The 13068-nt window shown below is 43.9% G+C and carries 13 protein-coding genes and 1 riboswitch; of the genes, 5 read left to right on the top strand and 8 right to left on the bottom strand.

Features of this window, described 5'->3' with window-relative positions; genetic code table 11:
• The 3 genes from J502_RS07600 (at position 1) to ftsW (ending at position 2992) form a co-directional block, all read left to right on the top strand.
• On the top strand, positions 1–258 hold the full coding sequence (locus J502_RS07600) for a DUF6587 family protein (RefSeq protein WP_034683661.1): 258 nt from the start codon (positions 1–3) through the stop codon (positions 256–258).
• Positions 259–424: 166 nt separating this feature from the next.
• A complete protein-coding gene (gene murD, locus J502_RS07595) occupies positions 425–1771 on the top strand; it encodes a UDP-N-acetylmuramoyl-L-alanine--D-glutamate ligase (RefSeq protein WP_034683659.1) in 1347 nt (448 codons plus the stop codon).
• 24 nt (positions 1772–1795) lie between these two features.
• The gene (gene ftsW / locus J502_RS07590) at positions 1796–2992 is read left to right on the top strand and encodes a putative lipid II flippase FtsW (protein WP_005017125.1); all 1197 of its coding nucleotides are present in this window, start codon (positions 1796–1798) and stop codon (positions 2990–2992) included.
• Between the two features lie 5 nt (positions 2993–2997).
• Here ftsW and J502_RS07585 read toward each other — a convergent pair whose 3' ends face one another.
• The 7 genes from J502_RS07585 to J502_RS07555 form a co-directional block, all read right to left on the bottom strand.
• The gene (locus tag J502_RS07585) at positions 2998–3228 is read right to left on the bottom strand and encodes a zinc-ribbon domain-containing protein (protein ID WP_034683656.1); all 231 of its coding nucleotides are present in this window, start codon (positions 3226–3228) and stop codon (positions 2998–3000) included.
• Positions 3229–3296: 68 nt separating this feature from the next.
• The gene (gluQRS, locus tag J502_RS07580) at positions 3297–4172 is read right to left on the bottom strand and encodes a tRNA glutamyl-Q(34) synthetase GluQRS (protein ID WP_034683654.1); all 876 of its coding nucleotides are present in this window, start codon (positions 4170–4172) and stop codon (positions 3297–3299) included.
• Between the two features lie 46 nt (positions 4173–4218).
• Complete coding sequence (dksA, locus tag J502_RS07575; RefSeq protein ID WP_005022984.1) at positions 4219–4752, bottom strand: RNA polymerase-binding protein DksA; 534 nt, start codon at positions 4750–4752, stop codon at positions 4219–4221.
• A gap of 211 nt (positions 4753–4963) precedes the next feature.
• Positions 4964–5773 (bottom strand): 3',5'-cyclic-AMP phosphodiesterase, encoded by an 810-nt coding sequence (gene cpdA, locus J502_RS07570; RefSeq protein WP_005022985.1) that lies wholly within the window; start codon positions 5771–5773, stop codon positions 4964–4966.
• Between the two features lie 9 nt (positions 5774–5782).
• Positions 5783–6403 carry an NUDIX domain-containing protein gene (locus J502_RS07565; RefSeq protein ID WP_005022987.1) on the bottom strand — a complete coding sequence of 207 codons (621 nt, stop codon included), beginning with the start codon at positions 6401–6403 and terminating at the stop codon, positions 5783–5785.
• A 76-nt stretch (positions 6404–6479) separates the two neighbouring features.
• Positions 6480–8372 (bottom strand): phosphomethylpyrimidine synthase ThiC, encoded by a 1893-nt coding sequence (gene thiC, locus J502_RS07560; RefSeq protein ID WP_034683652.1) that lies wholly within the window; start codon positions 8370–8372, stop codon positions 6480–6482.
• Between the two features lie 89 nt (positions 8373–8461).
• Positions 8462–8588: riboswitch (TPP riboswitch) on the bottom strand.
• A gap of 66 nt (positions 8589–8654) precedes the next feature.
• Positions 8655–9719: a hypothetical protein gene (locus tag J502_RS07555; RefSeq protein WP_034683650.1), complete on the bottom strand. Its 1065-nt coding sequence runs from the start codon at positions 9717–9719 to the stop codon at positions 8655–8657.
• Between the two features lie 361 nt (positions 9720–10080).
• Between J502_RS07555 and abuO the strand changes: the two genes are divergently transcribed.
• Together abuO and phoU are read left to right on the top strand one after the other, a co-directional pair.
• Positions 10081–11433 carry a multidrug efflux outer membrane protein AbuO gene (gene abuO / locus J502_RS07550; protein WP_034683647.1) on the top strand — a complete coding sequence of 451 codons (1353 nt, stop codon included), beginning with the start codon at positions 10081–10083 and terminating at the stop codon, positions 11431–11433.
• 99 nt (positions 11434–11532) lie between these two features.
• Positions 11533–12255 carry a phosphate signaling complex protein PhoU gene (gene phoU / locus J502_RS07545; protein WP_005017107.1) on the top strand — a complete coding sequence of 241 codons (723 nt, stop codon included), beginning with the start codon at positions 11533–11535 and terminating at the stop codon, positions 12253–12255.
• Between the two features lie 529 nt (positions 12256–12784).
• Here the strand turns inward: phoU and J502_RS07540 are convergent.
• Positions 12785–13057 carry an oxidative damage protection protein gene (locus J502_RS07540; protein ID WP_034683645.1) on the bottom strand — a complete coding sequence of 91 codons (273 nt, stop codon included), beginning with the start codon at positions 13055–13057 and terminating at the stop codon, positions 12785–12787.
• Between the last annotated feature and the right edge of the window lie 11 nt (positions 13058–13068).

The following is a 13068-nucleotide window of genomic DNA, read 5'->3' as shown; positions in this document are numbered from 1 at the left end:
ATGATTGAAATGATTATAGTCGCGCTGGTAGTGATCTGGAGCGCAGTGGTTGTCTTCAAAAAGGTCTTCCCAAAAACTGCCAATTCGGTCTTCCTCAGCCTTTCTCATTTCTGTGAGCAGAAACAGTGGTATACACTGGCAAAATGGTTAAAACCAAAGTCGACCAGTAGTGGCTGTGGTGGGAGCTGTGGTTGTGAGGCCAAACCAGATATGAAACAGATAAAAAATGATGAGGTAAAGCCTATAAAATGGCACTAATCCTTGAATAACAATAACTGCAACTATAAAAAGCCGTCCAAGATGACGGCTTTTTTACGCGCTGACACAAAAAAAATGAGGTTAAAAGCAAAACAGAAAAAGCTTTCAAAATCTCAAAGTGCTACCATTTCGTCAGTTTCTAAATACACATAGATGCGGGGCAAAAATGTTAATACAGCGTGGCGGATTAAAAGTCGTGGCCGGTTTGGGCATCTCGGGCGTATCTGCCGTGAATTTTCTTCATGAGCGTGGTTATCAGGTGGCTGTGACAGACTCACGGACCCATCCACCAGGGCATGACCAGATTCCTGCAGGTATCCAGACCAGTTTCGGACAACTAGATACCGAGTTACTGCTACAGGCTGAAGAAATCATTTTAAGCCCCGGTCTCGCGCCACAGCTTCCTGAAATTCAGCAAGCTATAGCAAAAGGAATTCCAGTAGTAGGTGACATCCAGTTGTTGCGCCGCGCCACCGAGGTGCCAATTGTAGCGATTACCGGATCGAATGCTAAAAGTACCGTGACCACACTGATTGGTTTAATGGCAAAAGAGGCTGGGAAAAAAGTCGCAATAGGCGGGAATTTGGGTCGTCCGGCGCTTGATTTACTTAAAGATCAGCCAGAACTGATTATTCTGGAACTATCAAGTTTTCAGTTAGAAACCACTTCACTGTTAAATGCCGAGGTGGCAGTCGTGCTTAACATGAGTGAAGATCATCTGGACCGGCATGGTGATATGCTGGGTTATCATGCAGCCAAACACCGGATTTTTCAGGGCGTTAAAAAAGTCGTCTTTAACCGTGATGATGCCTTGAGCCGCCCTTTAGTTCCTGATGCTGTGCCAGTACAAAGTTTTGGGCTGAATGCACCAGATATGAACCAGTATGGTGTACTGCGTGATACAGACGGTACACTCTGGCTAGCTCGTGGCCGCGAGCGCCTGCTGAAAAGCACAGAAATGTATATCCAGGGTACGCATAATATTGCAAATGCACTAGCCTGTCTGGCTTTAGGTGAAGCTATCGGTTTACCTTTAAATTCTATGCTAGAAACATTAAAAAGCTTTAAAGGCTTGGCTCATCGCTGTGAATATGTCGATACGGTGAATAACGTACGCTATTACAATGATTCTAAGGGAACCAATATCGGTGCAACTCTAGCGGCAATTGAGGGCTTAGGCGCAGCCATAGCACCTCGTAAAGGTAAGGTTGTGGTCATTTTAGGCGGACAGGGCAAAGGGCAGGATTTTAAGGCTCTTCGCGCAGCAGTTCAGCAATATGTCAAAACAGTGGTACTGATTGGTGAAGATGCACTGAAGATTGAACAGTCAATTGAAGGCAGTACTGAAATTCTGAAAGCTGCAACTTTACAAGAGGCGGTACAGCTATGCCATGCCAAGGCAGATGCAGAGGATGTGGTTCTGCTGTCTCCTGCATGTGCCAGCTTTGATATGTTTAAAGGTTATGATGATCGAGGTCATCAGTTTGTTGCTTGTGTAAAAGCATTGGTCTAAAAGAAGAAAGATAAGGAAAGGTCTATGGCTGGGTTTGCTCAGACAACCATTAACAAGGTCCAGCAGTGGTATGAGCGTTGTGCACCACGAATACCGGCTGAAATTACAGCGCGTAATGTTCTGATTTTCTGTGTTGTGGCATTGCTATGTCTCGGGTCGGTGATGGTTGCATCCGCCTCGATGCCCTATGCCGAGTATCTGCATGAAAATCCGTTTCATTATATTATACGTCACGCTCTTTCAATTGTAGTTGCAGCGATTGCAGCATTTCTGACTTATAAAATTGCCCTGAATGTCTGGTTTAAAAATACATTCCCATTATGGCTCATTACTATTGTATTACTAGCCGCCGTGCTGGTCATCGGGACTGAGGTAAATGGTTCTACCCGCTGGATCAGGCTGGGCGGTTTTACTTTGCAACCCACCGAAATTGCAAAGGTAATGATGGCAATTTTTACCGCAGACTATGTGGTGCGCCGTGCTGAAGAAGTGCGAAATCACTGGAAAGGTCTGGTGCGTTTAGGTGCAATCATGGCTATTACTGTAGGCCTGATTGTGGCAGAGCCAGACCTCGGCGCTACGGTGGTTATTGTCATGATGATGCTGGGTATTTTCTTCTTGGCCGGTGCACCGCCACGAACCTTCCTGATCTTTTTAGGCGCCGTAGTTGCAGCAATCGTATTCCTGATCCTGTTTGAGCCTTATCGATTCCAGCGACTGATTTCTTTCGCCGACCCTTGGGCAGATCCGCTCGGTGCCGGTTATCAGTTGTCTAATGCATTAATGGCATTTGGCCGGGGGGAGTGGTTTGGAACCGGACTTGGGCATAGTGTACAAAAACTGTCTTATCTACCAGAAGCGCATACTGACTTCATGCTGGCCGTCTTGGGTGAAGAACTGGGCTTTTTTGGTATTTTTGTAGTCATTGGCCTCTCTTTTACCATGCTTGCCTGCTGTATCAAAATTGGCCATCGTGCACTGCAACATCAATACCTGCGTGCAGGCTATCTGGCTTATGGTATCAGTATTATTTTTCTGCTGCAGATTCTGGTTAATGCCGGCATGAACATGGGCCTTATGCCAACCAAAGGACTAACGCTGCCTTTCATTAGTTATGGAGGAACCTCACTCATGATGTGTGCTGTAATGATCAGCCTGATTTTAAAAATTGATGCCTCTACTCAGGTCCTCAATCCAAACCGTGAAGAATCCAGCTTTTAAATTTTCTAAATCCGGGCATGCTCCAGTACCATGCCCGGCATTTCATGGCCACAATGCAGGCATTTTACAAGTTCTCTTTTAGCCTTTGACAGGGGCAGGAGAGGTATAAAAAATAAGGAAAAATACTGACGTTGCTGCTTCAGTTCATAAGCGCTGCGTGTACGGCAAACTGGACACACAAACTGTCCATTTTCAACTGTTTTTGTTTTGGGACCGATACCGAAAATAAAAAACATCTTGCTGCTCCACTGATCTGTTCTGCTCCATTGCAGCTTACTTTTCAGACTCAAGCAATCTTTTCATGTTACAGATAGTGACCATTTAGCATCAAGCTGTGAGGTATGGCCTCAACACTCCACTGGCTAATTGCCTGTTTGAGCATTAAAGAAGGCGTATCCAAATCAACAGCAGGCTGATTTAGAACATTTAAAGCTTTTTGTAGTAAGGCAGAGGGCTGGTTTAAATCAAGTGCTAATGCCAGATTCTGTTTGGAGAGCTTTTGTCCTTGACTATTCATTGCAAGCGGAAGGTGCATATAATGCAGTACAGGATAACCCAGCACTGAACCCAGCCACATTTGCCGGACCGTATTGTCGAGCAAATCGGCACCGCGTACCACGTGAGTAACGCCCTGTAAGTAGTCATCCACTACTACAGCCAGTTGATAGTTAATAATCCCATCACGACGTTTGAGCACAAAATCACCCAAATCATAAGCCAAGTTAGAACAATGCTTGCCTTGCAGTCGATCTGTAAAGCACAGTTCTTCGTCACTTACCTTAATACGGATGGCCTGATGCTCAAATGGCAGATTGAGATGGCGGCAGGTACCTGTATAGATATGATTGGAGCCTAATATTTTACGGGTACACTGGCAGGCATAAACTAGGCCCTGCTTTCGCAATTGTGTCAAAACCGACTCATAAATATCAAGGCGGTCTTTCTGGAAAATAATATGTGAATCTACTTCGAAACCAAAGGCCTCAACGGCACAAAGGATATGCTGTTCACTACCAGGAGAGATTCTCGGGATGTCTGTATCTTCAATCCGGACCAGCCATTTACCCTGTCGGGCTTTGGCATCACAGTAACTGGCCACCGCTGTAATAAGTGAGCCGAAATGTAAAGGGCCGGTTGGCGATGGCGCAAACCGACCCACGTAATGCTCTTGAACTGACATTTTCCTTTGTAAAGAAGAGATCAGAAAGGAATCACTGCTCACAGAATTAACCGTTATTCTGCTTCTCTTTGATTTCCGCCAGTGTTTTGCAATCAATACATAACGTAGCAGTCGGACGCGCTTCTAAGCGGCGTAAACCGATCTCAATCCCGCAGGTTTCACAGAAACCATAGTCTTCATCTTTAATGGTCTGTAAAGACTGTTCAATCTTGCGGATCAGTTTACGTTCGCGGTCACGGGTCCGTAACTCGATTGCAAATTCTTCTTCTTGGGTAGCGCGGTCATTTACATCAGGCAGGGCAGTATTCTCATCTTGCATGGTGTTTAGAGTACGGTCTACTTCCGACATCAATTCAGCTTTCCACGCTTCTAGAATCTGGCGGAAATGCTCAAGCTGCCCTTCAGACATGTATTCTTCATTTTTTTTAGGCTGATAAGGCGCTATACCAAACAAGCTTGCTGTTGTACCTGCCTCTGAAGTTTTAGCTTTCGGCTTACGGGTACGTTTTGCAGCAGTTTTTTCACTATCTGCAGCTTCTGTATGTTCGTCTAAGACTTGATTCTGGTTGTCATTCGCCATATAGGGCATTCCTCATCATATACGTATATCTATACGCAAAAAATATGGTGATATGCAAGTATTATATCCATCCCCCTAGGGTGAATTTTCCCATCAGGGGCGGTCATCATATAGATATTTTAATTAAGATGATAGTCACACTCTCTCAGACTATCGGCTTAATACTAAATTTAAGGGTCTTAAATTAGCCCAAAATTTAAGAAATGAAAAGTTAATAGCCTGAAATTTCTGTCTCAATTCTGTGATGAAAATCTTTTAAGCGATGTACTTGCGTATCTAACTGGCCACTGCTGTGCAGCTTGAGTATCCGGTAGCCTGGAGCCTGCTCATCTAGCGCAAACTGGTCACTGAGTGGCTTAAACTGAACAGAGGTAGATGGGGTCGATAAAAACTGGATATTATTCCAGATATGGATGGAGTCCTGATGTACATGACCACAAATTACAGCCTGTATATTACTATGCTGAGCCAATATTTCTGTCAATTCCGGGGTATTCTTGAGTTTATGCTGGTCGATCCATCGGGATCGCATCTCGAAAGGGTGATGATGGCAGGCAATTAAGACATGCTGATGCGCATGTTGCTGAAGTTGCTGTTCAAGTGCCTTAAGCTGTGTCTGGCTAATGTGGCCATCTACTCGGCCATCCACTGCACTATTTAATAAAAACAAGCACCAGTTTCCAAGCTCGACAATACCCGGTTCATGATAACTCTGCTGAAACGGAAAATAATCAAGATCATCATGATTGCCTGGAACCTGAAAAAAGGGTATTCCTAAACCCTGCATATAGCTGAGATAACGCTGGTATGTGATGTGTTCGGGTTCCTGGGCCAAGTCTCCTGTATGAATAATCGCATCAATGTGGGGATGCTGGAGAAGAATCTGCTGTATGACTGCATGAAAGCTTTGTTCGGGGTTCATCTGTACAAATTCTTTTTCAGCTTGCCCCATCAGATGCGTATCGGTGATTTGTATGATCACCCAAGTATCTCGATGCTCCATTGAATGAGAGACTATCATCGTTATCCTTCAGTTCTTTATTATTGTGACTACATGCTGCCTAAGCCATTGCAAGGCCATGATGACTGGGGCATTACATAACCGATTCTGCTGAAATAGCGGGTCAATGTCCTGATAGTCCAAAATATGAAGACGAATATTTTCGCCTTCATCGGGCATACCAAAGATTCCTCCGTTTAGATCGAGCTTTGCTTGGGCTGTATATAGGTGAAATAACTCGGAGCAGGCCCCTGCAGAAGGGTAAAAGCTAAAAAGATGTTGCAGGGTGTGAATTTCGCAACCTGATTCTTCAAGACTCTCACGGTACAGACACTGTTCAGCAGATTCACCTGCATCAAGAACACCCGCAATTACTTCAAGCTGCCATGGTGATTCATGGTCATCGACAGCACCAATACGGAACTGCTCAATCAAAGCAAATTTCTGCTGTTCATCATTATAAATCAGGACACCTGCCGCCTCTGGACGATGAATCAGCTCGCGCTGTAATACAGGAGTGTAGGTATTCTCGCCAAACAGGCGATGACGCAAGGCGACTTTCTCGACCTGTATAAAACCTTGGTACACACTTTCACGTGCTTCAATCTTAACATCGGTTGCAGAATAGCTGGCCTGTTCAATGATGGTCATACGTTCAATCAGGATGAAGAAATGTTTACTTCATCCTAACTGAGATTAAGACTTACTCAAATGTTTTTTTAGAAATTTAGACTTTATGATAAAGCTTCTGGCCTGCCTCATGGTAAGCCGCCTTCATCGTTTCAAAGCCTTCTTCTACCTGCTGTGCTATTTCGAGTTCCTGGTTCTTTGCCTGATTCTGAGCATAATCCCGGACATTCTGGGTAATTTTCATTGAGCAGAATTTTGGACCACACATTGAGCAGAAATGAGCTGATTTATGTGCCTCTTTGGGTAGGGTTTCGTCATGCATACTGCGGGCTGTATCAGGGTCCAGACTCAGATTAAACTGGTCATCCCAGCGAAATTCAAAGCGGGCTTTGGATAGAGCATTATCACGCACTTGGGCTCCGGGATGACCCTTAGCCAGATCTGCTGCATGCGCTGCAATCTTGTAAGTGATAATCCCGTCTTTTACATCTTTTTTATTTGGAAGCCCCAAGTGTTCTTTTGGCGTGACATAACACAACATGGCAGTACCGTACCAGCCAATCATGGCAGCCCCAATAGCCGAGGTAATATGGTCATATCCCGGAGCAATATCGGTAGTCAGCGGCCCTAATGTATAAAATGGCGCCTCCTTACATACTTCAAGCTGCAAATCCATGTTTTCCTTGATCATATGCATAGGCACATGACCCGGGCCTTCAATCATGACCTGCACATCATGCTCCCAGGCACGTTGAGTCAGCTCGCCTAGAGTTCGTAGTTCATTAAACTGCGCTTCATCATTGGCATCCTGAATACACCCCGGACGCAAGCCATCTCCCAGACTGAAAGAAACATCATAGGCTTTCATGATTTCACAAATTTCATCGAAATGGGTATACAGAAAATTTTCCTGATGATGGGCCAGGCACCACTGTGCCATAATCGAGCCGCCACGCGATACAATACCGGTCAGACGCTGAGCAGTCAGTGGAACATATCGCAGTAATACGCCAGCATGAATAGTAAAGTAATCTACACCCTGTTCAGCCTGTTCAATCAAGGTATCTTTAAAAATTTCCCAAGTCAGGTCTTCGGCTACTCCATTTACTTTTTCCAGCGCCTGATAAATTGGAACAGTTCCAATCGGTACCGGTGAGTTACGGATAATCCATTCCCGGGTTTCATGTATGTTTTTACCAGTCGACAGATCCATAATGGTATCGGCGCCCCAGCGGGTTGCCCATGTCATTTTAGAAACTTCTTCATCAATTGATGAGCCCAGAGCCGAATTCCCGATATTGGCATTGATTTTGACTAGAAAGTTACGACCGATGATCATCGGTTCAATTTCTGGATGATTAATATTGGCAGGAATAATGGCCCGGCCTGCTGCTACCTCCTGACGTACAAATTCTGGAGTGATTTCACGTAAATTCTGTGCACCGAAGTTCTGGCCACTATGCTGTCGGGTGTCAACGCCGTGACACTGGCGCTGATTTTCACGAATGGCAATATATTCCATTTCTGGCGTAATAATGCCCTGTTTTGCATAGTGCATCTGGGTAACATTTTTACCTGCTTTGGCACGACGGGGCTGTGAGATATGGGCAAAGCGGATTTCGGCAGTAGTAATATCTTTTAAGCGCGCCTGTCCGAACTCTGAAGAAAGCTGATTCAGGACTTCGGTGTCCGCACGCTCTTCAATCCATCGTTTACGTACATCTGGCAGGCCCTGCTTCAGGTCAATCTTGATTCTCGGATCGGTATAAACACCCGATGTATCGTAGACCATAACTGGTGGGTTGTGTTCACCGCCTAGACCGGTTGGGGTGTCGGTCAGGCTGATTTCACGCATCGGAACTTGAATGTCGGGACGTGAACCTTGTATATAGACTTTTCTTGAAGCAGGCAAAATACGAGTCAGATCTTTGGCTTCTTGCTCATGCTGACTGGATAAGGGTAAAGAAGAATGATTCGTTAACTGGTTCATGTACATGATCCTTATGAATGATATCAACGAATCAAGCACGACCAAAAACGGTGGCAGATTTATTCTGTAAGAATAAAAGAAGAGCTTCAGTTTTTAGATGGCTTGATTCCTACGCAGGTCTTAACCTGATCAGGTTCAACGGTACTCATGATCAATTCCTGAAAAAAGGAATTACATGATCTCAGCGAGTAATTACTCGCGCTCCGTCAAGCATGTAAAGATCTTAGCATGGATTTTCAGAATGAACAGCCATGCTTGAAGTAACAATGTAGTTCTTTGGTCTTAATAACTCATACAGACAGCATCACTAAAACAGTCACGATATTGGTCACGTGGGGAGTTGGCATAAGGGTCACGTAACTGAACATATTTTTCCAGCTGCCGTAAGGTCAAAATATTTTCCTGTCCTGAAAGACGTTCCGGTGCAGTCAGCTGAACTTTTATTTTCTGATTACGCTGGGCGGGTGACATCTCTACAAATTCTAAAAAGCGTTTGGCCTGTACGGCCAGTTCCGAGTCGCGCTGTTTAGCAACTTGCTGAATCACAGTCAGTGCATCTGGCCGTATAGAAAGCTCACCAGTATATGTATCAGAGATGGGGGTGTTATTCATACCTTTAAACAGGAATGAGGTATAAAGTGAAAGCAGCAGTTTGGCATCATCTATAAAGCTGCTATTCGGATATTGCTTGACATAGTTTTCCCAGAACTGGGCACGCTGTGCTATTTCATCCCAGGAAATTGTCAGTGCGCCATCACGCAGAGGACTCTGCTGGTTCTGGCTAGCCAGTTTTTCAATAAAGATTCGCTCGGCAGTCGGTAAATAGGGGGCAAAAATCTGTGCCAGATATTGTGGCTGGCGGCGATAACTGAACATGCCTTCTCCACCATCATATAGCTCATAATATACTTTGCCCTGATGCTTGAGCAGGTACTGATCACGCGGTGAAAATTTTTCGGTATAACTTTGCTGTAACGTCGGATGAGGGGACTGGTTAAAAGCATAGTCTTCAAATGCTGTCTGCTGTTCAGGAGTACGCTTAACTGTCAAAAAGCGCTGATACATGGCATTCGAGGCTTTGAGAATCTGTTTTTGCTGTTCAAATTTTAGCTGTGGCAAACAGGTTTTAATTTGTGCATTGACTTGATCTAAGGCTTCTACTGTACTTTCCGAATTAATTTTCTGCATCTGTTCTGCCAGGTTCAGGCAGCGGGTATCATCCTGTTGTGGAGCAATACGGGTAGGAGGCGGCGTTTCTTGCTTGGCTGTTTTCTCCATTTCGGGCTTCTGGCAGCCAGCCATAGCTAACACCAGCAGGGAGAGAGAAAGATAAGCAAGAGGCTTCATACGTTTTTTCCTCCAAGGCGGGGGACTACTTGACTCAGGTTGTATGATGCGTGAGCAAGACAACAGCGTACTAAGAGCGAGCAAACTAGCAGAATATGGTTGATGATGATTATCTTTAAAAACCCAGTAAAAGCTGTAGTATTGTTTAAATTATTTGTAAGCAATATGTAGTATGGATTTAGGCAAGATAGCTGGATTTTACTATATTCTTACCCTATTGAAACTGCCTGAAGTCAAGAACTGGGAAAATTTAATAAAAATCATACTTAAACTTGGCTATTCATGAGTAATATGGCATACCTGAAAACTGTCCTGAAAAAGATAGTCCGGTTTTTTGCGGTGTAGATGGGCATTTAAAAAAATGAAGAAAAAAATTTTCCTGAGCCTGTTTTTTCTAGCTACAAGTTCACAGCTTTATGCGCTTGATCTGGTAGAGGCTTATCAGCGTGCCAAACAGTCAGACCCAAGCTGGCAGGCCAATCTTTACCAGTATCAGGCAGATCAGCTCAATCTGGGTATTGCGCGTACTAATTTTTTGCCGACAGTCAGTGTCAGCGGTAATATTACCCGTAAACATCAGGGAAGTGACCAAAGCAATAGTGTGACCATTCCAGGTTTTGAAAATTTTGGTGATGCCTTAATGTCCTCGACCTCTACCACGAAGCAAATTTCGATTACGGCACGTCAGCCCTTATTCCGTAAAGATGCCTGGGAGGGTTATAAACAGGTACAAACCTCCGTACTGCTGAGTGAAGTACAGTTACGCCAGCGCCAGCAGGACCATATTCTCAATGTGGCTGAGAGTTATTTTAATGTCTTACGTCAGCAGACACTGACCAGCTCTCATTTACAGGAAGAAAAAGCATTATTAGAGCAGCTGGAAATGATGAACGCCAAGTTACGTGAAGGACTGGTTGCCCGTAGTGATGTCAGTGAAGCCAATGCCCAGTACCAAAATGCCCGGGCCAACCGGATTTCAAGTAATGTACAGTTGCTCTTGGCTCAGGAACAGCTGGCACAACTAATTGGGCCATATCAGGAAAGTCTGGCGGTGCTTCAAGAAAATTTTAGCTATCAGCAACCTTATCCGGCTAATTTGCAAGAATGGACTACTTTGGCACAAAATCAGAATCTTTCAGTACAGCAGGCACGTTTGCAACAAAAATATAATGATGACCAACGCCAGATTGAACGGGCAGCCTTATATCCGCAGCTTGAAGCAGTAGCTACCTATGGCTATACCAAACAGTCACCGGAAACACTCATCTCTGGTGATGGTCAGTTTGACCAGATTGGCGTGGAAATGAACTGGAATCTTTTTAATGGGGGACGCACACAACAAAATATACGAAAGGCTACAGTCGATATCCGGCGTGCTGAAGCAGAGCTGGAAGCTGCTGTTCGTAAAAGTACAACTGATGCCAAACAGGCCTATCTGCAGGTTGAAACTGACCAGAATAAATTAGAGGCCCGTAAGGCCGCGATGCAATCATCCGAGCTGGTATCACGTGCTTCACGTGCCCAATATAATGAAGGTTTAAAAACTATAGTAGATGTATTGCTGGCTCAGCGTAATGCTTTTTCTGCCCGGCAGGATTATGTAAATGCACAGTATGATCATCTGATTAATATATTGCGTTTAAAAGCTGCCGCAGGTCAGCTCAATGAACAGGATTTGCAGGAAATGAACAGCTGGCTGGTTGAAAAGTTTTGACAGCTATTCATAAATGAACTGTCATCAAAGTTTCATCATAGCTATGCTTTAATACAAGATGCATCAGAATTTTCTTTTTAGCTGGCTGGAGTCTTTATCTTGAGCTTGAATAACCCTGTATTAAGTCACCATATTTCTTCACAGTTTAATGAAGAACTGCAAGGTGTTACGACTAAATTTATGACTATGGGCGGTCTGGTCGAGCAGCAGGTGGCCAATGCAATACGGGCTTTGCTGGATACAGATACCAATATGGCTATCGACGTGCAGTTTCAGGATAACGTAGTAAACCGTTATGAACGGGAAATTGATGAAGGGTTAACCCTGATTCTGGCACGCCGTCATCCGGCTGCAATTGACCTGCGTATGGTGATCGCGATGAGCAAAGCAAATACTGACCTGGAACGAATTGGAGACGAAGCCGCAAAAATCGCCCGTATTGCCCAAAACTTATGTGAAGAAGGCGGATCGCCACGGGGTTATATGGAAACCCGGCATATTGGCAATCAGGTGCGGGTTATGATTCATGATGCACTGGATGCTTTTGCTCGAGTCGATGCTGAGCAGGCGCTTAAAGTACTTTTAGCCGATGCCGATATCGATCGTGAATACCAGTCAGCCACCCGTACCCTAATGACTTATATGATTGAAGATCCACGCCATATTTCCCGGGTACTGAACGTGATGTGGGTATTGCGCTCACTTGAACGTATTGGTGATCATGCCCGTAATATTTCGGAACAAGTAATTTATATTGCAAAAGGACTTGATGTACGTCATACCAGCCTGGATGAAATTGAAGAACACGTACAACGCCGCTAAACAGACGTTTTAAAAAGTGAAAAGGCCCAGGGAAAGTTGCCCGGGCCTTTGAGTAAAGAGTAAGGAAAAATCATCACATCCTGTACCCATTGCAATTTTTAATTATTTTTCTATGCTCACCTAGCTTCCTGCTTGGCTACAACTTTAGTCTAATGGAATTAAGTAAATATCGTAGAAGTAAAAATCTTATATCACTGTAAGCTAAAGCTTATACAAGAGTAAGCAAAAAATTAAATATAGAATAAAAAAAGTCCCAGACTTTGGGGGAAATCTGGGAACGAAAGAGGAGCTCATTCAAAATTTCACTTATGCAGAATTCATCAGAGCTTTATATAAGTTTTCTTAAAATCAGTATAAGAAGTTCAGATTTATTACTCATTATAGTTCATGTGTTTTGATGTGAAGGACATGTAAATTAAGTTAATATAGTGTAATTAATTGCTTTAAAAATAAGCTTTGTCTTTATTTATTAAAAGTATAAATTGAACAGCAATATTTTGACCCACTCTAAAGTGAGTCAAAACAAAGATTAATTTTTAGGTTTCCAGCCCTCAGCTTTTTCTACACTCGCATCATTACTGAAAAATTTTTCACGTTGCTCTTCAAGAAATTTTTTTGCGTCGGGTTCAAATACATTCAAACGTTTTTCATTAATGAGGGTGGTCTGATGCTGTAACCATTCCTGCCAGGCCTGTTTAGAAACCGTGTCAAATAGTTCCTGACCTTTTGGGCCTGGGAAGGGTGCAAATTCTAACCCTTCCATTTCTTTTTGATATTTACGGCAAAACACCTGTCGAGACATATCAATACTCC

The organism is Acinetobacter sp. 1294596, assembly GCF_000582925.1.
GTDB classification, from domain to species: domain Bacteria; phylum Pseudomonadota; class Gammaproteobacteria; order Pseudomonadales; family Moraxellaceae; genus Acinetobacter; species Acinetobacter radioresistens.
The sequence above is the reverse complement of the archived record's forward strand: the minus strand, read 5'-3'. Positions and strand labels throughout refer to the sequence as shown.